Annotated in this window: 20 protein-coding genes and 1 tRNA gene; 14 read left to right on the top strand and 7 right to left on the bottom strand. The window is 65.6% G+C overall.

What is annotated here, in order from left to right:
• Positions 1-55: 55 nt before the first annotated feature.
• From ACIQXM_RS15550 to ACIQXM_RS15535, 4 genes are all read right to left on the bottom strand, one after another.
• Positions 56-601, bottom strand: coding sequence for a pentapeptide repeat-containing protein (locus ACIQXM_RS15550; RefSeq protein WP_400933082.1), 546 nt, complete (start codon positions 599-601; stop codon positions 56-58).
• A 528-nt stretch (positions 602-1129) separates the two neighbouring features.
• Positions 1130-2041 carry an NUDIX hydrolase gene (locus ACIQXM_RS15545; protein ID WP_400933306.1) on the bottom strand — a complete coding sequence of 304 codons (912 nt, stop codon included), beginning with the start codon at positions 2039-2041 and terminating at the stop codon, positions 1130-1132.
• A complete protein-coding gene (locus tag ACIQXM_RS15540; protein ID WP_400933080.1) occupies positions 2034-2516 on the bottom strand; it encodes a RidA family protein in 483 nt (160 codons plus the stop codon). The genes ACIQXM_RS15545 and ACIQXM_RS15540 overlap by 8 nt, the downstream gene beginning before the upstream one ends.
• A complete protein-coding gene (locus tag ACIQXM_RS15535; protein ID WP_400933078.1) occupies positions 2513-2671 on the bottom strand; it encodes a DUF4177 domain-containing protein in 159 nt (52 codons plus the stop codon). Before ACIQXM_RS15535 ends, ACIQXM_RS15540 begins: the two co-directional genes overlap by 4 nt.
• 37 nt (positions 2672-2708) lie before the next feature.
• Here ACIQXM_RS15535 and ACIQXM_RS15530 point away from each other — a divergent pair, with 37 nt between their 5' ends.
• From ACIQXM_RS15530 to ACIQXM_RS15500, 7 genes are all read left to right on the top strand, one after another.
• The gene (locus ACIQXM_RS15530; RefSeq protein WP_400933077.1) at positions 2709-4967 is read left to right on the top strand and encodes a transglycosylase domain-containing protein; all 2259 of its coding nucleotides are present in this window, start codon (positions 2709-2711) and stop codon (positions 4965-4967) included.
• A gap of 2 nt (positions 4968-4969) precedes the next feature.
• Positions 4970-5902 (top strand): metallophosphoesterase, encoded by a 933-nt coding sequence (locus ACIQXM_RS15525; protein WP_400933075.1) that lies wholly within the window; start codon positions 4970-4972, stop codon positions 5900-5902.
• Between the two features lie 191 nt (positions 5903-6093).
• Positions 6094-7968, top strand: a complete 1875-nt coding sequence (locus ACIQXM_RS15520; RefSeq protein WP_400933073.1) for an ABC transporter ATP-binding protein — start codon at positions 6094-6096, stop codon at positions 7966-7968.
• Positions 7965-9857 carry an ABC transporter ATP-binding protein gene (locus ACIQXM_RS15515; protein ID WP_400933071.1) on the top strand — a complete coding sequence of 631 codons (1893 nt, stop codon included), beginning with the start codon at positions 7965-7967 and terminating at the stop codon, positions 9855-9857. Before ACIQXM_RS15520 ends, ACIQXM_RS15515 begins: the two co-directional genes overlap by 4 nt.
• A gap of 94 nt (positions 9858-9951) precedes the next feature.
• Positions 9952-10028 (top strand) — tRNA-Pro (locus ACIQXM_RS15510).
• Between the two features lie 118 nt (positions 10029-10146).
• A complete protein-coding gene (locus tag ACIQXM_RS15505) occupies positions 10147-10365 on the top strand; it encodes a hypothetical protein (RefSeq protein ID WP_400933070.1) in 219 nt (72 codons plus the stop codon).
• Positions 10366-10438: 73 nt separating this feature from the next.
• The gene (locus ACIQXM_RS15500) at positions 10439-11080 is read left to right on the top strand and encodes a dihydrofolate reductase family protein (protein ID WP_400933068.1); all 642 of its coding nucleotides are present in this window, start codon (positions 10439-10441) and stop codon (positions 11078-11080) included.
• A 10-nt stretch (positions 11081-11090) separates the two neighbouring features.
• On the opposite strand, the gene ACIQXM_RS15495 is transcribed toward ACIQXM_RS15500, so the two are convergent.
• On the bottom strand, positions 11091-11984 hold the full coding sequence (locus ACIQXM_RS15495; RefSeq protein ID WP_400933066.1) for a phosphoribosylaminoimidazolesuccinocarboxamide synthase: 894 nt from the start codon (positions 11982-11984) through the stop codon (positions 11091-11093).
• The gene (purD, locus tag ACIQXM_RS15490; protein WP_400933064.1) at positions 11981-13372 is read right to left on the bottom strand and encodes a phosphoribosylamine--glycine ligase; all 1392 of its coding nucleotides are present in this window, start codon (positions 13370-13372) and stop codon (positions 11981-11983) included. Before purD ends, ACIQXM_RS15495 begins: the two co-directional genes overlap by 4 nt.
• Before the next feature lie 117 nt (positions 13373-13489).
• Here purD and ACIQXM_RS15485 point away from each other — a divergent pair, with 117 nt between their 5' ends.
• The 6 genes from ACIQXM_RS15485 (at position 13490) to purM (ending at position 19725) form a co-directional block, all read left to right on the top strand.
• Positions 13490-15232 (top strand): molybdopterin-dependent oxidoreductase, encoded by a 1743-nt coding sequence (locus ACIQXM_RS15485; RefSeq protein WP_400933062.1) that lies wholly within the window; start codon positions 13490-13492, stop codon positions 15230-15232.
• A 4-nt stretch (positions 15233-15236) separates the two neighbouring features.
• A complete protein-coding gene (locus tag ACIQXM_RS15480; RefSeq protein ID WP_400933060.1) occupies positions 15237-16259 on the top strand; it encodes an asparaginase in 1023 nt (340 codons plus the stop codon).
• 18 nt (positions 16260-16277) lie between these two features.
• Positions 16278-16658, top strand: coding sequence for a sterol carrier family protein (locus ACIQXM_RS15475; RefSeq protein WP_400933058.1), 381 nt, complete (start codon positions 16278-16280; stop codon positions 16656-16658).
• A gap of 25 nt (positions 16659-16683) precedes the next feature.
• Positions 16684-16971 (top strand): hypothetical protein, encoded by a 288-nt coding sequence (locus ACIQXM_RS15470; protein WP_400933057.1) that lies wholly within the window; start codon positions 16684-16686, stop codon positions 16969-16971.
• A gap of 73 nt (positions 16972-17044) precedes the next feature.
• Positions 17045-18613, top strand: a complete 1569-nt coding sequence (purF, locus tag ACIQXM_RS15465; protein WP_400933055.1) for an amidophosphoribosyltransferase — start codon at positions 17045-17047, stop codon at positions 18611-18613.
• Positions 18610-19725 (top strand): phosphoribosylformylglycinamidine cyclo-ligase, encoded by a 1116-nt coding sequence (gene purM / locus ACIQXM_RS15460; RefSeq protein WP_400933053.1) that lies wholly within the window; start codon positions 18610-18612, stop codon positions 19723-19725. Before purF ends, purM begins: the two co-directional genes overlap by 4 nt.
• A gap of 210 nt (positions 19726-19935) precedes the next feature.
• Here the strand turns inward: purM and ACIQXM_RS15455 are convergent, their stop codons facing one another.
• Positions 19936-20172: a DUF3073 domain-containing protein gene (locus tag ACIQXM_RS15455; protein ID WP_104102792.1), complete on the bottom strand. Its 237-nt coding sequence runs from the start codon at positions 20170-20172 to the stop codon at positions 19936-19938.
• A 275-nt stretch (positions 20173-20447) separates the two neighbouring features.
• On the opposite strand from ACIQXM_RS15455, the gene ACIQXM_RS15450 reads away from it, so the two are divergent.
• Positions 20448-21551 (top strand): septum formation family protein, encoded by a 1104-nt coding sequence (locus ACIQXM_RS15450; RefSeq protein WP_400933050.1) that lies wholly within the window; start codon positions 20448-20450, stop codon positions 21549-21551.
• The last annotated feature ends 16 nt before the right edge of the window (positions 21552-21567 follow it).

Here is a 21567-nt window from a genome sequence, read left to right as displayed (position 1 = left end):
CCCGGGAGCGGCGCCGTCGTTGTTTAAGCCGTGGTGCACCCGGCAGTCCTGCCGGTCACCCGTCCAGCCAGTGCGCCGGCATCACCAGGTCCGGCGGCAGGGCGGTTGCCGCACTGCCCCGGGCGGCGTTGAGCTGCGGCTGCGTCAGGAAGAGGGCTTGGGAGAGGTCCGCGCCTTCCAGCCGTGCGTCCCGGAAGTCCGCGCCAAGCAGGTCCGCGCCGGACAAATTGCTGCCGCGCAGGTCGGCGGCAATGAGATAGGCGCCCCGCAGATCCGCGCCGGACAGTTGCCGGGCACTGAGGTTCCGGCCCATCAGGTCCGCTCCGGGCCGCATCTCTGCGCCCAGATGGCCGGTACCGGCAGCACGGTAGGCGGACCGCACCTCTTCGCTGATATCCATCAGTGTGAGCCTCACCCGGGAATGCAGATCCGGCACATCCAGCACCAGCAGCTGCGGCAACTCCTGCATGGCTTCCAGGATGGTGTTCCGCAGCGCCAGCACGGCGGTCACCGTGTCGGGGTCATACGTGCGGGTCCGGGCCTCGGCCAGGTACCAGAGCATTTCGTGGAGCTGCCGGACGGTCTTGAACGCGGCGAACATCGCATCTTTGCTGCCGGGGTCCTCTAGCCAGCTGGTTCCGCCGAAGAAATCCCCGGACACCTTTTGGCCGGCCCCGAAGCAGTCGAAGACTGTGCACCCGCGGAATCCCCGGGGGCGCAGCCTGTCGTGGATGCTGCAGGAGAAGTCGGCCGAGAGGTTTGGGCACACAGACCCTGCAGGTTTGTCGACTGCGAAGTCTGCGGACCGGGAGAAGCCAAAGGCCGTACAGCAGAGGGCAAAGCAGTTACTGCAGTCGGGGCGCAGGGACTGCCGGACAGAGTCAGTGTTCAGGGACGCGGGGGATGGTGCTGAAGAAGGTCGCATGGTGTCTTCCAGTGGTGAGTCCGGTGGCGGGCCGCAGCGGGGGAACTCCGAAGGGAGTTCCCCCGCAGGACATGCGCCATCACCGCTCCGTGCAGGAGCGAACTGGAAGTACTGAGATGACTCTGGGTCACAGAGGAAGGGTAAGTTTCACTGCCGCCAGAGTACCTGACCCCTGACCCTGGACAAGGCCCGCAGGCCGGCGTGTCAGCGGCCCCGCTGCGCCGAACCTTCGGTGACACCGCTGAGCTGCACCGCAAGCCAGTAGTCGCCGTCGGCCTGCACCAGCTCGGGCTGGAAAACGGCGGCGGGCCTGCGGGAGGTCAGATACGCGATGCAGCCGCGGGCCCGGGCCAGCTTCTCCAGGACCAGTTCCACCTGCGGAACCGTCAGTTCCGCCAGGGTCAGGCCGGTCGTGTCCGGCAGCCCGATTTCATCCCCCAGCGCGGTGGTGTCCCGGTTGGCTGTCTCGGCCGCGGCAGAACGCCACTGCCCCCAGCTGCCCTTGCCCTCCAGCAGCGAGGCTTCCTGGCCCAGGGGCTGCACAACGGCAAAGTAGCGGGTATCAAAGCGGCGCAGGGCAAAGTCGGCGGTCTGCCAGTTGGAGAGCGGACGCAGCAGATCGGTGCGCAGGCCCAGGCCGCGGCGGGTCAGCAGATCCAGGAAGGACGCGTCCCCGCTGGCAATCGCTGCGCGTGCAGCCATCCATTCCGGTCCGCGGTTTGCCTCCAGCAGGGTCGACTCATCCGGACCGGCAAGGAGGATTCCGGTTTCCTCGAACAATTCACGGATAGCGGCCACCACGTGGCGGCGGGCCAGCCGGGCATCGTCAATGCCCATGGTCTTGGCCCACACTGCCGGCGCCGGCCCGTACCAGGTGGCGGCGTCGTCGTCCCCCGGATCGATGCTCCCGCCCGGGAAGGCCACCCTGCCCAGCGGAGACTCCCCGCGGCGGTAGGCCAGATAGGTCTCGGTGCCGCGCGGCGAATCCCGCACCAGCACCACCGAGGATGCCAGACGCGGCTTGCGCGGGGTGCGGTCACCATGTTCAAACCAGCTTTCCGCGGCTCCCCGAAGATACGGGGGAACCGGGAAAAGCCGTACGGAGGAGTTAGGCAAATTCAGCAATCACTTCTACTTCAACGGGAGAGTCCAGCGGCAGTACGGCCACTCCGACGGCGGAGCGTGCGTGGATGCCTGCCTCGCCGAAGACCTTTCCCAGTAATTCGGATGCACCGTTGATGACGGCGGGCTGTCCGGTGAAGGACGGGTCCGAGGCCACGAAACCCACCACTTTGACGATGCGGCTGATGCGGTCCAGATCACCGATCTGGGCCTTGATGGCGGCCAGCGCGTTCACTGCGCAGGTGGCAGCGTAGGCGGCTGCGTCCTCGGCGGACACGTCGGTACCCACTTTGCCGGCCGCAGGCAACACGCCGGAGACAAACGGCAATTGGCCGGATGTGTAGACGTAGTTGCCCGTCACTACGGCCGGAACGTACGCGGCCACGGGGGCAGCGACGTCGGGAATGTCAATGCCCAGCTCCGCCAGCCTCCGTTCAACGGCCGAGACCGCTCCGGTCAGCTCAGTCACTGCGACTTCTCGCGTTTCATGTACGCCACGGAACCGGTGCCGTTGGGTGCAGGCGTGATCTGGACCAGTTCCCAACCTTCTTCGCCGTGCATGTTAAGGACAGCTCCCGGTGTGTGAAGGGGCAGCGGTGTAATGAAATATTCCCATTTGCTCATAATCCAAAGACTAACGCGTGCTTGTAGACTGATGCGCATGGCAGCTCGCAAATCACCCTTGTTTGACACGGCTACCACCCTGGGCAAGATTGTCGCGTTCTTTGGCGTCAGTGCGCTCTGTGGTGTTCTGGCCGCGGGACTTCTGGTTCCCGCCGCCGCAGCCGCGGGCACCGCCGCGTCCGGATCCCTGCAGTTCTTCGACGATTTGCCCTCGGAGCTGCAGGCTGAAGCCCTGGCCCAGCCGTCCAAAATCCTTGCCAATGACGGCTCCCTGATCGCCACGGTCTACTCGGAAAACCGCCAGCCGATCACCTTGGATCAGGTGTCCCCCGCCATGATCGATGCGATGCTTGCCATTGAAGATGACCGCTTCTACGAGCACGGCGGCGTGGATATGCAGGGAATTCTGGGCGCTTTGGCCTCCAACCTCACCTCCGACACGAACCGCGGCGCCTCCACCATCACGCAGCAGTATGTGAACAACGTCATCATCGACACGAACCTGCAAAACGGAAAAGAAGTTGTCCTCAGCGGCAGCGCAGACCGTAAGTACGGCGACAAGATCCGCGAAATGAAGCTGGCCATCGCACTGGAAAAGCAGATGTCCAAGGATGAGATCCTTCAGGGCTACTTCAACATCGTTCCGTTCAGCGGCACCACCTTCGGGGTCCAGGCCGCTGCCAAGTACTTCTTCAACCTTGATGCGTCGCAGCTGAACCTGCAGCAGGCAGCCCTGCTGGCCGGCATCGTCAACGGGCCCACCGTCTACAGCCCCACGGGCAACCCGGACATGGCACTGAAGCGCCGCAATGTGGTCCTCCGCGCCATGCTGGACAAGGGGCGCATTACCCAGGAAGAACATGACGCCGCCGTCGCCACCGGCCTGGACCTGAATCTCACGCCCGTCCCCCGCAACTGCACGGGAGCCGCCCAGGCACCGTATTTCTGCGACTACGTGGTGCACCTGATCCTCAACGATGAGCGATTCGGCGCCACCCCGGAGGACCGGGAGAAGCTGCTGTACCGCGGCGGCCTCACCGTCACCACCACCCTGGACCCCGAGATCCAAGCTGCGGCCCAGACTGCGGTTCTCGAGACCGCGAATCCGGACACCACTGATCCCGAGATCGGCCATTCCATGACGTCCCTGGAACCGTCCACGGGCAAGATCCTCTCCATGGCGCAAAACACGCGGTACAACCCTGAAGCCGGACCCGGCAACTCGGTACTGAACTTCAACGTGGACCAGAACCAGGACGGCGATCCCGCCAAGCCGCTAAACGGCATGGGCGGTTTCCAGCCGGGTTCAACGTACAAGCCGTTTACGGTTGCGGCTTGGCTGGATGCCGGCAAAACCCTGAACACCACGCTTAACGGCAGCAAGCGCACCTACCCGGCCGGTTACAGCTGGAACGCCAGCTGCCTGCCCGGAGGCCGGTACGGCATTCCGGAGGCTTGGACGCCGATCAACTACGGAGACACCAACTACAAGACCACCACGGTCATTGACGGCCTGGCGAACTCCCTGAACACCATCACCATGGCAGAAATCAACCAGCTGGATCTGTGCAAGTTCCAGCAAATGGCCTTCGCCGCGGGCGTCCACGACGGCAAGAGCGCCACCGGCTCCAATGAAATGCTGGGCATCAACCCGCCGTCCTCCTTCGGCGGCGGCGGGGATGCCTCCCCGCTGTCCATGGCCACCGGTTTTGCGACCTTTGCAGCGGAAGGGCTCAAATGCGAGCCGCGCGCCCTGGTGTCGGTCAAGGCCGTGGACGGACGGGACTTCGACGTTCCGCCGCAGGACTGCGAGCAGGTCATGAAGAAGGAAGTGGCGCAGGGCGTCAACGCCGCCACGCAGCAGGTGATGACCAAGGGTTCCGGCTATTACCTTCAGAACGGCCAGCCGGTGGCCGGCAAGACCGGAACCAACGACTACCGTTCGCAGACCTGGTTCATGGGGTACACCACGGGTATGGTGACCGCTTCCTGGCTCGGCAACCATGTCTGGGGCAATGAGAAGGGGTCCATGGAAGGCAAGCAGATTGGCGGCCGAACCTATCCCGAAATTGACGGCTCCAAGATCGCCGGACCGTCCTGGAAGAACTTCATTGACCGGATCCCCGGCCAGTACGAGGCCAAGCCCTTCACTGCCCCGCCCGCCAGCATCATGGGCAATGTGACCCCGGCCCCTGCTCCGTCCGCCAAGCCTGCCCCGGCCCCCTCCCCCAAGGCCAGCGACCAGAACAACGGCGGAGACAACAAGGACACCGACAAAAAGGATGACGACGACTAGCCATGGCATCATCTCCCTGGGGGAAAGCCCTGCGTTCCGCTGCCTGGGTTGCGGGCGGTACGGCAGGCGCCGGAACCGCTGCACTGGCCTACGCATCGCTGATCGAGCGCAATCTCTTCGGAGTCCGTGAGGAAACGGTGGCCGTGCTTCCGGCGGGGAGCACGCCGCTGCGGGTGCTGCACCTCTCGGACATCCATTTTGTCCCCCACCAGAACATCAAGGCCCGGTGGCTGCAGTCCCTTGCTGACCTGGAGCCGGACCTCGTAGTCAACACCGGCGACAACCTCAGCCATCTCGAGGCGGTGCCACCGCTGTTGGAGGCGCTCAAACCGCTGATGCGGTTCCCCGGAGTGTATGTGCCCGGCTCCAACGACTACTACGGGCCCCGGCTCAAGAATCCCCTGACGTACTTCACGGGTCCTTCGAAAATCACCAAGGACCCGCCGGCTCTTCCCTTCGGGGAGCTGTTCGGCGCGTTCGAGGACGCCGGCTGGGCCGGGCTGACCAACCGCAGGGATTCCATGACCCTTGGCGGAGTGCGGCTGGACTTTTCCGGCGTGGATGATCCGCATCTGAACCGCGATGTCTATGCCGGGTTCCCCTCGGCTGATCAGGGCAGCGACGCTCCGTCCATCCGGGTGGGGGTGGCGCACGCCCCCTATCAGCGCGTCCTCAACTACTTCACCGACGGCGGTGCGGACCTGATTCTGGCCGGCCACACCCACGGCGGCCAGGTGTGTGTGCCGTTCTACGGCGCCCTGGTCAGCAACTGCGACCTGCCTACGCGTCTAGCCAAGGGCCTGGCCGTGTGGGAACACAACGGCCGGCGGGTGCCCATGAACGTCTCGGCCGGCATCGGTACTTCCCGCTTTGCTCCGGTCCGGTTTGCCTGCCGCCCGGAGGCAGTACTGCTCACTCTGACACCGCGGAACTAAGCCCTCACAGGATCGAGGCCGGCTCCTCTGGGCGAGCGTCGAGTTCGTGCCGCGGCAGATCTGCGCCCAACGCGCCAAACCTGACCAAACTCCGGACTGCCATCGATTCCTTCCGGGGTGAGGCTTAGGATTGAGCCCTCAAAGGGACGTCCTGCTGTGGCGGCACCCTCCACCCGCTTCAAAGAGGTTTCATGCCTGCGCAGACATCACTGTGGCTATCCCTTGCTCGGCTTTTTCCACATTTGCGGCCCATCCTCCCCCGTTTAATCCTCGGACTGTTCTGCGCCCTCGGGGCCAGCCTCATGGCGCTGGCCATTCCGCAGGTTTTCCGGGTGCTGATCAACACCTCCCTCAGCCCCGGCGCATCCTCCTCGGCAGTGTGGGCTGCCGCCGGAGTGGTCCTGGGCCTGGGACTGCTCGAAGCAGGGTTCATTGCCCTGCGCCGCCAGTTTGTCATTGCTCCTGCCACCACGGTGGAAACCCGGATGCGCACGTCCTTCTACCGGCACCTGCAGGACCTCTCGGTGGCCTTCCACGACCGCTGGGGCAGCGGACAGCTGCTCTCACGGGCCATGAGCGACCTGAACCTCGTCCGCCGCTGGATGGCTTTCGGCGCGATCATGCTGGTGGTTACCGCCCTGACCGTGGTGGTCGGCTTCGTCATCATGCTGTTCACCAGCTGGATTCTGGCGCTCATTTTCATAGCCGCCGCAATTCCCATTGTCATTTACGGCTTCCGCTTCAACCGGTTCTACCGGCAGGTTTCCCGGCAGAGCCAGGACCAGACCGGCGACCTCGCCACCACGGTGGAAGAATCCGTCCACGGCATCCGTGTCCTGAAGGCCTTTGGCCGCAGCCAGGAAGCCCTGGATTCCTTTGAAGAACAGGCGCAGGAGCTGCGCCAAACCGAGGTGTTCAAGGCCAATTCACTGGCGAAATTCTCGCTGGTGGTCACTCTCCTGCCGGAAGCCGCCCTCGCCGTCGCCCTGGTGGTGGGCATCATGTCGGTGGCTGACGGAACCACCAGCATCGGTGCCCTGGTGGCGTTCTTCGCCACTGCCGCCGTCGTTGCCGGTCCGGTGGAGGCGATCGGCCCGCTGCTGTCCATGACTCTCACGGCCAAAACAGCAATTGACCGGCACTACGAAGTGATGGACGCCCAGAGCAGCATCCGGAGCCCCGAGCATCCGGCGCATCTGAGCGACGTGCGCGGCGAGCTGGTGTTCGACAACGTGCACTTCGCGTACCCGGACACCAAAGAGGGCACCCGGGACCTGATTGACGGCGTGGACCTGTGCCTGCGCCCCGGCGAAACCATGGCGCTGGTGGGCGTTACCGGCAGTGGAAAATCCACTCTGCTGCAGCTGGTGCCGCGGCTCTATGACGTCACCGGCGGTGCAATCCGGATCGACGGAACAGACCTGCGGCAGCTGGACGTGGAAGAGCTGCGCACCATCGTGGCCGTGGCCTTCGAGGACACCACGCTGTTCTCCAGCTCCGTCCGTGACAACGTACTGCTGGGTGCCGAACCGGAAAGCTCCGCCGAAGCGGATCAGTTGCTGGCCCAGGCGCTGGATGTGGCACAGGCCGACTTTGTCTATTCGCTGCCCAACGGCACCGACACGCTGATCGGCGAGGAAGGGCTCAGCTTGTCCGGCGGACAGCGCCAACGCGTCGCCCTGGCCCGTGCCATCGCCGCCCGGCCCACCGTCCTGATCATGGATGATCCGCTGTCGGCCCTGGATGTCAGCACGGAGGAACTGGTGGAGGGCCGGCTGCGCGAGGTGCTCCATGACACCACCACCCTGGTGGTCGCCCACCGCCCCTCCACTGTCTCCCTGGCGGACCGCGTTGCCCTGATGGAGGACGGACGGATCAGCGCCGTCGGAACCCACGCGGAACTGCTGGCCGGCAATGACCACTACCGGTACGTCATTGCCAGCCTGCCCGCTGAACCGGAAGACCTGGACAGCAGCCTGGAGGACGCACCACCGCCCGTTGAAGAAGCCGACGGCGGCGGCACCCTCGCGGCACCGCGCCTGGATGATGAGGAGATAGTCCGATGAGCCGCTTCACCGTGCGCCGCGGCGCCGATGATTCCGCCAAACCTGCCAAGTCCGCCAAGGGAACCGACCCGGAGTACGACGCCGGCGCCCGGCTGGGAACTGCCGGCGAGGATGCCGTCCACCTGGGCAAGGAGGAAAACCGGGCTGTCCGGCGCCGTTCGCTGGCGCTGCTGGGGTCCCTGATCCGGCCCAACCGCGGCCGGTTCATCGGCACCGTGCTGCTGGTGGTCTTCTCCCAAGCTGCCCGCGTGGCGGGACCGGCCATCATTGCCTACGGCATTGACCATGCCCTGCCGGACCTGCAGGCCGGCAACAATCTGCCGCTGATCCTCTCCGGGGTGGCGTACCTGGTGGCGGCCCTGCTGGCCGCTGGCCTGACCGCCGGTTACGTCCGTGCCACTGCCCTCCTCAGCCAGGCCATGCTGCTGGACCTGCGGCTGCGGGTTTTCCGGCACACCCAGCGGCTGAGCCTGGAATTCCACGAAAAGTACACCTCGGGACGAATCATTTCGCGGCAGACCTCGGACCTTGAGGCGCTGCGCGAGCTGCTGGACTCAGGCATCAGCTCGCTGGCTTCCGGCGCCATGTACATGCTGTTCACGGCCGCCAGCATCTTCCTGCTGGACTGGCGGACCGGGCTGCTGATGCTGGTGGCGTTTGTGCCCATGTACCTGCTGACCCGCTGGTACCAGAAACGCTCCCAGCTGGCCTACCGCGCCTCCCGGGTGACCTCCGCGAAGCTGATTGTGCACTTCATCGAAACCATGACCGGCATCCGCGCCGTCAAGGCGTTCCGCCGCGAAAAGGTGAATGCGGAAAAGTATGACGAGCTGGCTGAGGATTACAGGGTGGCCACCGTCCGCTCCATCAACCTCAACGGCGTCTTCCAGCCCGGACTGGTGCTGATCGGCAACGCCACCGTGGCCGTGGTGCTGCTGGCCGGGGGCTTCCGGGTGCTCGACGGCGGCCTCGAGGTGGGTGCCCTGCTGGCCCTGCTGCTGTACTCCAAGCGTTTCTTCCAGCCGGTGGACCAGATGGCCATGTTCTACAATTCCTTCCAGTCGGCCTCGGCTGCCCTGGAAAAGGTTTCCGGCCTGCTGGAGGAAGTGCCCACCGTCCGCCCGCCCAAGCATCCGGTGGAGCTGCGCAATGCCAAGGGCGACATCCGCTTTGACGGCGTGGAATTCCGCTACGGCACCGGCCCCGTCATCCTGCCGCAAATGGACCTGCACATTCCCGCCGGCCAAACGGTGGCCCTGGTGGGGCAGACCGGCGCCGGCAAATCCACGCTGGCCAAGCTGATCGCCCGCTTCTATGACCCGTCACAGGGCTCCGTGCTGCTGGACGGCGTGGACCTGCGGAGCCTCACCCAGCGGGACCTGCGCCGCGCCGTCGTCATGGTGACGCAGGAGGCGTTCCTGTTCAGCGGTTCGGTGGCGGACAACATTGCCCTGGGCAAGCCCGAGGCCAGCCGCGCGGAGATTGTTGCTTCGGCCAAGGCGGTGGGCGCGCACGAGTTCATCGAAGCGCTGCCGGAGGGGTATGACACCGATGTGAACAAGCGCGGCGGCCGGGTCTCCGCCGGCCAGCGCCAGCTGATCAGCTTCGCCCGGGCCTTCCTGGCCGATCCCGCGGTGCTGATCCTGGACGAAGCCACCTCCTCTCTGGACATCCCCAGCGAGCGGCTGGTCCAGCACGGACTCAAAACCCTGCTGGGCAACCGGACGGCGCTGATCATTGCGCACCGCCTGTCCACCGTGGAGATCGCAGACCGTGTCCTGGTAATGCACTCCGGCGAAGTGGTGGAGGACGGCACCCCCGCCGAGCTCACCGGCGGCACCGGCCGGTTCGCCAAGCTGCAGGCCGCCTGGCAGGAGTCCCTGGTGTAGGCGGAAAGGCCCGGTTTCGCGGAATCAGTGGTGATCGTCTACACTTGTAAAGTTGCTTCAGCGACGGGGAAACCCGGAGCAAAAGCAATGGTTACGGGGTGTGGCGCAGCTTGGTAGCGCGCGTCGTTCGGGACGACGAGGTCGCAGGTTCAAATCCTGTCACCCCGACCAAAACCACATACGGAAAAGGCACCGAGAAATCGGTGCCTTTTCCGTTGCCCGGAAAGCGGGTCGCTATCGTAAGGCGCATGACTACTATTGGGCGGCTCCCGCTGACCTGATCATCGGTGTGAGCGACGGCGTCGATGTCCGCTTTGCCGGCGTAGACATTGAGGCATTCCAGCCTCCGGCCACCCAGCCCGATGGTGCGCCGTGCAGCGAGTGGGACGCCTCATGGTTCTATTTCCCCGCACCGCCCCGGGAAGCGTTCCTGCTCACCCTTGCCTTCACCCTCAACAGCGAATCCACCGGCAAGAAAGGCGTCCTCCAGCTCCGGGACAGGCAGTAACAGGGGACCCTTTGATGCGCCCGCCGCCGCGGCTAGGCTCGGCTTAGGACCGGTCAGTGCCCAGGAGGATTCCATGGTTGTCCGCGTTGATCTCAATATTTCCCTCGACGGTTTCGCCACCACCACGGACCAGACCCCGGAGAAACCGTTTGGAGAGGACTGGGGCCGGCTGGTGGGCCCTTACACCGCCACCAGGACGTTCCGCGAACGGGTGCTGCACGAGACCGGCGGTGAAGGCACCACCGGCGTAGACGACAAATACGCCGAGGCCTACTTCGACGGGATCGGGGCGGAAGTGATGGGGGCCGGGATGTTCGGCCTGCACAACTTCCCGGATGATCCTGATTGGCAGGGGTGGTGGGGCGATGAACCGCCGTTCCGGGTCCCGGTGTTTGTCCTGACCCATGCCCCGCACCCGGCCATTGACATGGCCAACGGAACTCGGTTCGAGTTCCTGAGCGCCTCTCCCGAAGAAGCGCTTCGCCTGGCCACGGACGCCGCAGCGGGCGGGGATGTGCGGATCGGCGGCGGCCCCACCCTCACCAAGGAGTTCCTGGCGGCCGGACTCGTGGACCGGCTGCACGCAGGCATCACCCCCATCCTGCTGGGACGGGGCATCAACTTCTGGGAGGGCCTGCGCGGCCTCGAGGCCGGTTACGAGGTCAGCGCGGAAACTGCTGAAAGCGGAGTCATTCACCTCACCTTCCGGCGCTGACGGCAGCGCGTTAGGCGAAGGTCCGTCCCGTGAGCCGCTCATAGGCCTCGACATAGCGCGCCCGGGTGCGCTCGATAACGTCAGCAGGCAGCGCCGGCGGCGGCGCGTCCGAGGACTTGTCCCAGCCGGACTCCGGCGAGGTCAGCCAGTCCCGGACGTACTGCTTGTCAAAGGACGGCTGTGCGGAACCCGGCTCGTACAGGGACGCGTCCCAGAACCGGGAGGAATCCGGCGTCAGCACCTCATCTCCGAGCGTCACCTCGCCGGTGGCCGGATCCAGTCCGAACTCCACCTTGGTATCTGCCAGGATGATGCCGCGCTCCCGGGCAATCGCCTCGGCCGCCGTATAGATGTCCAGCGTCAGCGAACGCAGCGTCTCCGCCGTCTCGGCCCCGACAATCTTCACCACGGCGTCGTAGTTGATGTTCTCGTCATGCTCTCCCACTTCGGCCTTGGCCGACGGCGTGAAGATGGCCGGTTCCAGCCGGGAACCATCCACCAGCCCGCCCGGCAGCGGCACATCGCACACGGTCTGCGAGACGCGGTATTCCGCCAGGCCGGTCCCGGTGAGGTATCCGCGGGCAATGCACTCCACCGGATACATGTCCAGCTTCCTGCAGATCATGGCCCGGCCTGCCACCTCGTCCGGCACTCCCTCATCCGCCGAGATCACATGGTTGGGCACATTGAGCTGGTCAAACCACCACAGGCTCAGCTGGGTCAAGATCCGTCCCTTATCCGGGATCTCGGAGGACAGGACATGGTCAAAGGCACTGATCCGGTCGCTGGCGACCACCAGGACCTTTTCTCCTGCCCCCGGGGCGGACAGATCCGCAGGAACGTACAGGTCGCGGACCTTTCCGGAATAGGCGTGGGTCCAGCCGGCCAGCTCGGGGGCGCTCATGCCAGGTCTCCTTCAACGTCGCTGTCGGCAATGTCGCGGTCTGCCATGCCCCTCGGAGCAACGTCGCCGTCGGGCAGGTCCCGGCCTGCCGCAGGTTCAGCGCCCTGCGAACCCGCGGGAACCACAACCTCTCCGCGCAGCGCCTTCAGGGCAATGTCGGTACGGTGCAGGGATCCGTCCAGCCGAATTTTCTCCACGCCGGCATAGGCCTTGTCCCTGGCGGCCGCCAGGTCGTCGCCCAGCCCGACGACGGCGAGGACCCGCCCGCCGGAGGACACCACTTTGCCGTCCCCGTCGAGCCGGGTGCCGGCATGCAGCACGTGCACGCCGTCGATTTTTCCGGCCTTTTTCAGCCCGCGGACCCGGTCTCCCGTGCGGGGTGCCTCCGGATAGTTGGCGGCGGCCACCACCACGGACACCGCGGTGCGCGGGTCCCATTTGAGCTGTTCCAGCTGATCCAGCTCTCCCTTGGCCGCAGCCTGCAGCAGCCCGCCCAGCGGGGTCCGCAGCCGGGCCAGGACTGCCTGCGTCTCCGGATCACCGAAGCGTGCGTTGAATTCAATCACGCGCATCCCGCGGGATGTCAGGGCCAGTCCGCAGTACAGCACACCCACAAACGGCGTTCCCCGGGCGGCCATCTCATCGATGGTGGGCTGGGCCACCCGGCGGACCACGTCCGCCACCAGGTCTGCCGGAACCCAGGACAGCGGCGAGTAGGCACCCATCCCGCCGGTGTTGGGGCCTTCGTCGCCGTCATGGATGCGTTTGAAATCCTGCGCCGGAGCCAGCGGAACCACTGTCCGGCCGTCGGAGATAACAAAGAGGGATACTTCCGGACCGTCCAGGAATTCCTCGACTACCACGGTGCCGCCTACGTCAAAGCAGGACTGCGCGTGGGCCAGGGCTTCGTCCCGGTCCGAGGTGACCACTACGCCCTTCCCCGCGGCCAGCCCGTCATCCTTGACCACATACGGGGCGCCGAAGGTGTCCAGTGCGTCGGCAGCCTGCTCCGGAGTTGCCGCCACACGGGCCATGGCGGTGGGAACGCCGGCCGCCGCCATCACCTGTTTGGCGAAGGCTTTGGAGGCCTCCAGCTGGGCCGCTGCCTTGGAAGGCCCGAAGACGGGGATGCCCGCCTCGCGGAGAGCATCAGCCACTCCTGCGGCCAGCGGCGCCTCGGGGCCAATAACCACAAGATCGGAGCCCAGCTGACGTGCAAGTGCGGTCACCTCCGCCGGGCTGGAGGCATTGACTGCATGGACCGGAACCAGCTGCGCCATGCCCGCGTTACCGGGGGCTGCGTGCACCTCGCGGACATACGGATCGGCCAGCAGGGATCGGACAAGGGCATGTTCGCGGCCGCCGGGGCCAACAACGAGAACCTTCACAGTAGATCAGCGTACTGGCTGCGCTCCGGCAGCAGAAAGAAACAGCATCCGTGTGACGAAGGCTCCTGCATCTTTCGCCGCGCCCATACAAGCGGGCAGCGGCTGCGAATAGGAGCCATGACCGCTTCCCCGAAGTACCCCGCCGTCCCGACCCGGCCCCGGCACGGAACCGTGCACCGGCCCGTGCACCGCACCCTGTACGCTGCGCTTGCCGGAATCCTCGCCGCCGCAACAGTACTGGCCGTCGCGGAGCTGTCCGGCGCCTTCTTCTCGGCCCGGGCCCGTCCCCTGATTGCGCTGGGGTCCACGTTCATCGACTTCACTCCCCTGTGGCTGAAGAACTTTGCGGTGGAGACTTTCGGCACGAATGACAAGGCCGCCCTGTTTGTAGGCATGGCCGGCACGATTGCGGTGCTGGCCGCCTGTGCGGGAGTCCTGGCGAGCCGGCGCTGGAAGCTGGGCGTGGCCGCCGTCGTCGTCATGGGAGCGGTGATTGTGGCGTGCGTGCTGACGCGGGCGGGTGCCGCCGCCGTGGATGCCGTCCCCGCGGTGCTGGGCACCACCGTCGGAATCCTTGTCCTGCGGGGACTGATTCGGCGCATTCCTGCCTCCGTTGCCGGGCCAACCGTTGCAGTGGCCCAGGAGCAGGCGGATAGTGGGGACCTTGCAGCGGGTTCCCCCGAACCGTCTCCCGCTGTTCAGGCGGTCTCAGCGGGGGGCGGAGAGAACGACGGCGGTGCCGGGGCCGTCATCGGCGACCCGTCCCCCGCACCCCGCAGCCCCCTGAACACCACCCGCCGGGGATTTTTCGCCGCCGCCGGAATCACCGCCGTTGCCGCTGCCGCCGCCGCGGCGGGCGGACGTGCCATTGCCTCGGCCCGGAACACCACCGCGTCTTTCCGGGCCGCCCTGAAGCTGCCAACCCCGGCGAATCCGGCGCCGGCGCTGCCCGCCGGGCTGCAGTCACCGGTATCCGGTGTCACCCCGTGGCTGACGTCCAATGCGGATTTCTACCGGATTGACACTGCTTTGAGCGTGCCGGAAATCGACGCGGAGACCTGGGAGCTGCGCATCCACGGCCTCGTGGAACAGGAAGTGCGGATCAGTTTTGCCGAGCTGCTGGATTCTGCGCTGGTGGAACGCCACCTCACCCTGACCTGCGTCTCCAATCCGCTCGGCGGAGACCTCGCCGGAACCGCCAAATGGCTGGGTCTTCCGGTACGCGAGCTGCTGGCCCGGGCGCGGCCCACCGCCGACGCGGACATGGTGCTCTCCACCAGCATCGACGGCTTCAGCGCCTCCACTCCGCTGGAGGTGCTGCAGGATGACCGGGATGCCCTGCTGGCGGTCGGCATGAATGATGAGCCGCTCCCCCCGGTCCACGGTTATCCGGTCCGGATGGTGGTGCCGGGACTGTACGGGTTTGTCTCCGCCACCAAATGGATCATTGACATGGAAGTCACCCGTTTTGACGCGCAGAAGGCGTACTGGACGGACCGCGGATGGGCTGAAAAAGCGCCCGTGAAAACCATGGCGCGGGTGGAGGTGCCGGGGTCCTTTGCCCGGGTGCCCGCCGGACCCGTGGACGTGGGCGGCACGGCCTGGTCCCAGCAACGCGGCATCACCGGCGTGGAGGTGCAGGTGGACGACGGCGACTGGCAGCCTGCGGCGCTGGCCGCGGAAGCTTCGGTGGACACCTGGCGCCAGTTTTCCTTCCGCACCGAGCCCCTGTCCCGGGGCAACCACACCGTCCGGGCCCGCGCCACGGACCCGCAGGACGGTACGCAGACCGAGGCGCGGGCCGACACGGTTCCCGACGGAGCCTCCGGCTGGCAGTCGGTGCAGTTCATGGTGGAATAGAAGTATGCCTGCCACTTTTACCGCATCCGATGCCGTTGAACTTGCCGTTGTGGAACGCAGCGGATTCATAGAGTCCCGCCACATCGGTTCCGCCGTGGTGATGGCCGCTGACGGAACGGTGGTCACCGCCCTGGGCGACATCACCACGCCCATCTTCCCGCGGTCCACCCTCAAGCCTTTCCAGGCAATCGCCGCGATGCAGGCCGGGGTTCCGCTGCGGGGACCGCAGGTTGCGCTGGCCGCAGCCAGCCACATCGGCGCCAAGGAACACACCGACGTGGTGTTGACCATGCTGGCCGCCGCCGGCGTCACCGAAGACCATTTGCAGTGCCCCGAAGACTGGCCCCAGGACGAGACCGCCCGGCATGAGCTTATCCGTGCCGGCAAGGGCAAGAACCGGCTCGCCTTCAACTGCTCCGGCAAGCACGCTGCCTTCCTGTGGGCCTGCACCGAGAACAACTGGGACCACGCCACCTATCTGGATCCGCAGCATCCGCTGCAGCAGCGCATCGCCGGCGTCATCGAGGAATTCACCGGCGAAACCATCACCCACTGGGGCACTGACGGCTGCGGAGCGCCGCTGGCCGCGGTTTCGCTGACCGGTCTGGCCCGCGGAATCGGGCGCCTGTCCAAAGCTCCCTCCAACAAGCACGGCAATGCCCGGGCTGCCACGGTGGCGACTGCCATGCTCGATTACCCCTGGGCCGTCCACGGCCACGGCCGCGAAAACACCGTGGTGATGGAGGATCTGGGCATCATCTGCAAGAACGGCGCCGAGGGCGTGCTGGTCCTGGGCACTGACACGGGCGTGTCCGTGGCCCTGAAGATGCTCGACGGCGACACCCGGGCTGCGTCCCTGGTGGGCCTGACCCTCCTGGCCGCCAGCGGTGCCGTGGACCCCGGAAAGATCAGTGCCGTGCTGGACAAGATTGTCCGCCCGATTCTCGGCGGCGGAGAGCCGGTGGGCAGCATCCGTTTGGGCGCACCGGTGATGGCGCTGCTGGACTCAGCTTTGCTTGATTCCTGAGCGGCGGGGCCAAAAGACATGGCACGACGACGGGTTCCCGCCCCTGACGGCGAATCGGCCCTGCGTGCGGCCCTGGCCGCCTCGGCCGCCGGAACCAAGACCGACCGCAACACCCTCGCAACGGCGGTCCGCTTCACGTTGGAGGAACTGGCGGAGCGCGCCCCGGGCAACAGCGTGGAGGTGCGGGTACCGCCCTTCGGAGTCACCCAGTGTGTTGCCGGCCCGCGGCACACCCGCGGCACGCCTCCCAATGTGATCGAAACCAACGCCGCCACCTGGCTGGCGCTGGTCTCGGGCGGGCAGTCCTGGGACGACGCCGTCGCAGCCGGAAAGGTGGCGGCATCGGGGCTGCGGGCCGACCTTTCACAGTGGCTGCCGCTTTTCCGTGCAGCCCATTAATCTCTACTGCCGGTAGAATTTGGATATGAATTCCGAGCAGCACAGCCCCGAGCGCCGTGAGATCACCGTCCGCCGCGCTCCCCGCTTCGTTCCGTTCCTGTTGCTGGGCGTGGTCCTCGGCTTTATCGCCGCGCTGGTGGTGGCGTACGGCGGCCCGGAAGATCCCACCTACACACGCTCTGCGACCCTTGGCTTTTTCACCATCATGTTCGCCATTCCCGGCGTAGGCCTGGGCGCATTGGCGGCCTTGCTGCTGGACTGGATCAGCGTCCGCAAAATGCGCCGCGCCGTGGTTGAACGGGACGAAGAATAAACCATTTCTGCACGCGGCCGTAATGGTTGCGCATCAAGGTAAACCTTTCGCTCAGGCGTGAGAGACTACTCCCATGGCACGCGGTGATGGAAAGCTTTCCCACGATCTCATGCCCGGCGAAAAAGGTCCGCAGGATGCCTGCGGAGTTTTCGGCGTCTGGGCCCCCGGCGAAGAGGTAGCGAAGCTTACCTATTACGGGCTGTACGCCCTGCAGCACCGCGGACAGGAGTCCGCGGGCATTGCCACGAGTGATGGCAAAAGAATCAGCGTCTACAAGGACATGGGACTGGTTTCCCAGGTCTTTGACGAAACCACCCTCAACACCCTGACCGGCCACATTGCGGTGGGACACTGCCGGTATTCCACTACCGGAGCCTCGCAGTGGTCCAATGCCCAGCCCACCCTGGGGGCAACCGCCAGCGGAACTGTGGCCCTGGCCCACAACGGCAACCTGACCAATTCCGCCGAGCTCTACGACATGATCATTGCGCGCGAAGGCCGCCCCCGTTTCGGGGAAATCGCCCAGGGCAACACTTCGGACACCGCCCTGGTAACGGCACTGCTCAACGGCTCCGACGGCCGCTCCCTCGAAGCCACTGCCCTGGAACTGCTGCCCAAGCTGCAGGGCGCATTCTCGTTTGTCTTTATGGACGAAGGAACCCTCTACGCAGCCCGCGACACGTACGGAGTCCGTCCGCTGGTGCTGGGCCGCCTCAACCGGGGATGGGTGGTGGCCTCCGAAGGCTCCGCCCTTGCCACCGTTGGCGCCAGCTTCATCCGGGAAATCAAACCCGGCGAATTCATCGCGATAGATGAAGACGGTATCCGGAGCACGATGTTCGGCGAGCCCACCCCCGCCGGCTGCGTGTTCGAGTACGTCTACCTGGCCCGGCCCGACGCCGTCATCAACGGCCGTTCCGTTTACGAGAGCCGGGTGGAGATGGGCCGCCAGCTGGCGCGTGAACATCCGGTCGACGCAGACATCGTGATTCCGGTGCCGGAATCCGGAACCCCTGCGGCCGTGGGTTATGCCGAAGAATCGGGAATTCCCTTTGCCCATGGGTTCGTCAAGAACTCCTACGTGGGCCGCACCTTCATCCAGCCCAGCCAGACCCTCCGCCAGCTGGGCATCAAGCTCAAGCTCAACGCCCTGGAATCCGTCATCCGAGGCAAGCGTGTGGTCGTGGTGGATGATTCCATCGTCCGGGGCAACACCCAGCGTGCCATTGTTCGGATGCTCCGCGAGGTAGGTGCCGCCGAAGTACACGTGAAGATCTCCTCCCCTCCGGTCCAGTGGCCGTGCTTCTACGGGATCGACTTCGCTTCCCGGGCGGAACTGATCGCCAACGGTGCTGCGGTGGAGGAAATCTGCGCCTCCGTGGGCGCGGACACCCTGGCGTACATCTCCGAGGATGGAATGATCGGTGCCACCCAGCAGCCGCGTGAGCGCCTCTGCACTGCGTGCTTCACGGGCGTCTACCCCATTGAGCTGCCCCCTGCGGACAAACTCGGCAAGTCCCTGCTGGAAACCTCTTCCTCCGCCAACCCTGCCGAGGACAGCAGCGCCAACGGCTGCGACCCGGGACCTGATTCCGAGTTTGAGAACCTCCTCACCGAGTCCGACAAGAAGGAAGCCGTATGAGCTCGTCCAACACCGCCATCACCTATGCCTCTGCAGGCGTTGACGTTGAGGCCGGAGACAAAGCCGTTGAACTGATGAAGTCGGCAGTCAAGGCCACCCACAACTCCTCCGTCCTGGGCGGGGTGGGCGGTTTCGCCGGCCTCTACGATGTTTCCCGGCTCCTGACCTACAAGAAGCCGCTGCTGGCAACCTCGACCGACGGCGTGGGTACCAAGGTGGCCATTGCGCAGGCCCTGGACATCCACGACACCATCGGTTTTGACCTGGTGGGCATGGTGGTTGACGACATTGTGGTGGTGGGTGCCGAGCCGCTGTTCATGACCGATTACATCGCCTGCGGCAAAGTGGTTCCGGAGCGTATCGCCGATATTGTCCGCGGTATCGCGGCAGCGTGCGAGGTGGCCGGTACCGCGCTGGTGGGCGGCGAAACCGCCGAGCACCCCGGATTGCTGGGGGAACACGAGTACGACGTCGCCGGTGCCGCCACGGGTGTGGTGGAAGCCGCCAATCTGCTGGGCCCCGACCGGGTGCGGAACGGCGACGTGGTGATCGCCATGGCGTCCTCGGGCCTTCATTCCAACGGTTACTCCCTGGTCCGCAGGGTCATCAATCATGCCGGCTGGCAGCTGGAACGCCAGGTCAGCGAACTGGGCCGCACGCTGGGTGAAGAGCTGCTGGAACCGACCCGGGTTTACGCCGCCGACTGCCTGGACCTGGCCCGCCTGGAAGCAGCCGGAGTCCACGGGTTCAGCCACGTCACCGGAGGCGGCCTGGCAGCCAACCTGGCGCGCGTACTGCCCAAGGGACTCGAAGCCACAGTGGACCGCTCCACCTGGGAGCTGCCGCCCATCTTCAAGCTGGTAGCCGAGCTGGGCAACGTTCCGCAGCCGGATCTCGAGCGCACGCTCAACCTCGGCGTGGGCATGGTGGCAATCGTGGATGCTGCGGGCGCGGATGCAGCCATTGCCCGGCTGACAGAACGCGGAGTTCCCGCCTGGGTGATGGGTACCGTGGGTGCTGCGGGCTCCGTACAGCCCGGCCCGGACTACGTTCAGGGCGCCAAGGGCGTTGACGGCGGAGCTGTCCGGCTCGTGGGACAGTACGCCGTCTAGCCAAAGCGTCCGCTTCCCTCAGCGCCCTGCAGAAAGGGTGCCCATCGGCTTCGATGGGCACCCTTTTCCGTGGTGATATCGCGGTACTCAAGACAGCGCTGACAAAGATACGGCATCAAGCAGTAGAGCTGCCTTAACGGCCTTCAGCGGATCCACCCGGGGGTGATCCGCTGAAGGATAGCAAATTGGCCGACGCTTTGAAGTGCCGCTTTAGCCGGTGCGGCGGGAAGTACCTTCATCGTCGTCATCGTCGCCAAATTGATCCGCGTACTTGTCTTCGTACGCCGAGTAGTCCGGCTCAGCCGGCTCCTCGGGATATCGACTCGATGGACGGCTCGTTGGTCCCGCAAGCTCACGCTGCAGTGCCGAGTAGTCCGTGGCCGGGGTGAAGTACTTCATTTCCCGGGCCTGCTTGGTTGCTTTTGCCTTTTGACGGCCGCGCCCCATGGCGTGACCCCCTTTTTGCGTCGATCCGGAGGTGGTCGCTCTGAGCAAATGAGCGAGGCCCCGGAATATTTGGTCAATTTGTCGTAAGTACAGGTTACATGTTTTCCGGGCACCTTGGTGCCCGCCTCGCCTTATAAGGCACTCCAAGGCGCCGGATTGTTCACAGTCCAAGAATGCCCCGGCCCTGCGGTCCTCCGGCAACACTGGGTAAAGTCAGGGGTAGAGACCGATTCGGGGCCCCAAAAGGCCATCTGCAGGGAGGAAAGACGTTCACCATGAGCGATAAAAACAGCACGCCGGAGAACAGTCCCTCTCCTGCGCACGGAGCTTCGGACCCCACGGCGGATACCGCTCCGGAACCGTCGCCGGAGGCGGCGGAGACGGCTGCGGTTCTGCCGGATCTTGAAGCCCACGCAGAGCCGCCGCAGTGGCTCACGGGAGACCAGGGCCACGACGGCCAGCTGTGGTCCGCGGCCTTCGACAGCCAGGCGGAGAACCCTGCAGGCTCACAGGCTGAACCCGGCAGGACTGCGGGGGAACCCGAGCTGACCGACGTCGATGACGTCACATTGGCGGAGCCGGCGCTGCAGAGCGCGGACATCAGCGCCGATGCCGCGGAGGCCTCCTCCCTCGCTGACGCAGCGGATGAGGTCAAGGCAGTGGAAGCCGAAGCCGCAGACGCAGCCGTACTGACCGATCCGGCGGCCAATCACCCGGCTGCCCGGGCTGCCGGCCAGTCCGGGGCGGCGCAAGCCTCCCGGCCGGAGAATGCAGATGCCGATCCCGTCGCTCCTGAGAACCCAGCCGCCGCACCGGCTCCGGAATCGCGCCGAGCCCAGCGGAACGCGGATCAGCCCCCGGGAACCGGCGGCAACGGCAACGGCTCCGGCAATGGCTCCAGCGACGGCGGAAATGCCAAGCGGATCCTGATCATCCTCGGCATACTGGGCATCCTTGCCGTCCTCGTGGTACTGCTCTTTACGGTGGTGCTCCAATCGGAAAAGGCTCCCGGAGTGGTGGAAGAAAACGTGGAACCCCTGGATCTGAAGGCAGGCGACTGTCTGCAGGGATTTGAGGCATTCGACCAGCCCGTCACCGTGGTGACCTGCGAGACGCCGCACAATGCCCAGCTGGTGGCAACTGACTCTTATCCGGATGATGACAGCTTCCCCGGCTCCGAAGCCCTTTCCGCCAAGGCCACCGAAGTCTGCGCCCAGGTGCAGTACTCAGAGACCATGACCGCCAACCCGGATTTACAGCTGCAGGAAACCAAAGTGGTTCCCACCGAAGACTCCTGGGATGACGGGGACCGCCGGGTGGACTGCTTTGTGGTTTCCAGCGGCGACCAGGACCTGACCGCCTCCCTGCTCCAGGAATAGGAGCGGGGAGGCGGTC

The organism is Arthrobacter sp. NPDC097144, assembly GCF_044762205.1.
Classification (GTDB): Bacteria; Actinomycetota; Actinomycetes; order Actinomycetales; family Micrococcaceae; genus Arthrobacter_B.
This window is presented reverse-complemented; position numbering and strand designations above follow the sequence as displayed.

Excerpts from the sequence above, each read along its gene's own strand:
- ACIQXM_RS15470 (WP_400933057.1), top strand. The coding sequence starts at position 16,684 with ATGAATTCCGAGCAGCACAGCCCCGAGCGCCGTGAGATCACCGTCCGC.
- ACIQXM_RS15520 (WP_400933073.1), top strand. The coding sequence starts at position 6,094 with ATGCCTGCGCAGACATCACTGTGGCTATCCCTTGCTCGGCTTTTTCCA.
- ACIQXM_RS15475 (WP_400933058.1), top strand. The coding sequence starts at position 16,278 with ATGGCACGACGACGGGTTCCCGCCCCTGACGGCGAATCGGCCCTGCGT.
- ACIQXM_RS15495 (WP_400933066.1), bottom strand. The coding sequence starts at position 11,984 with ATGAGCGCCCCCGAGCTGGCCGGCTGGACCCACGCCTATTCCGGAAAG.
- ACIQXM_RS15480 (WP_400933060.1), top strand. The coding sequence starts at position 15,237 with ATGCCTGCCACTTTTACCGCATCCGATGCCGTTGAACTTGCCGTTGTG.
- ACIQXM_RS15455 (WP_104102792.1), bottom strand. The coding sequence starts at position 20,172 with ATGGGGCGCGGCCGTCAAAAGGCAAAAGCAACCAAGCAGGCCCGGGAA.
- ACIQXM_RS15515 (WP_400933071.1), top strand. The coding sequence starts at position 7,965 with ATGAGCCGCTTCACCGTGCGCCGCGGCGCCGATGATTCCGCCAAACCT.
- ACIQXM_RS15535 (WP_400933078.1), bottom strand. The coding sequence starts at position 2,671 with ATGAGCAAATGGGAATATTTCATTACACCGCTGCCCCTTCACACACCG.
- purM (WP_400933053.1), top strand. The coding sequence starts at position 18,610 with ATGAGCTCGTCCAACACCGCCATCACCTATGCCTCTGCAGGCGTTGAC.
- ACIQXM_RS15530 (WP_400933077.1), top strand. The coding sequence starts at position 2,709 with ATGGCAGCTCGCAAATCACCCTTGTTTGACACGGCTACCACCCTGGGC.
- ACIQXM_RS15525 (WP_400933075.1), top strand. The coding sequence starts at position 4,970 with ATGGCATCATCTCCCTGGGGGAAAGCCCTGCGTTCCGCTGCCTGGGTT.
- ACIQXM_RS15485 (WP_400933062.1), top strand. The coding sequence starts at position 13,490 with ATGACCGCTTCCCCGAAGTACCCCGCCGTCCCGACCCGGCCCCGGCAC.
- ACIQXM_RS15500 (WP_400933068.1), top strand. The coding sequence starts at position 10,439 with ATGGTTGTCCGCGTTGATCTCAATATTTCCCTCGACGGTTTCGCCACC.
- ACIQXM_RS15450 (WP_400933050.1), top strand. The coding sequence starts at position 20,448 with ATGAGCGATAAAAACAGCACGCCGGAGAACAGTCCCTCTCCTGCGCAC.
- purF (WP_400933055.1), top strand. The coding sequence starts at position 17,045 with ATGGCACGCGGTGATGGAAAGCTTTCCCACGATCTCATGCCCGGCGAA.
- ACIQXM_RS15550 (WP_400933082.1), bottom strand. The coding sequence starts at position 601 with ATGTTCGCCGCGTTCAAGACCGTCCGGCAGCTCCACGAAATGCTCTGG.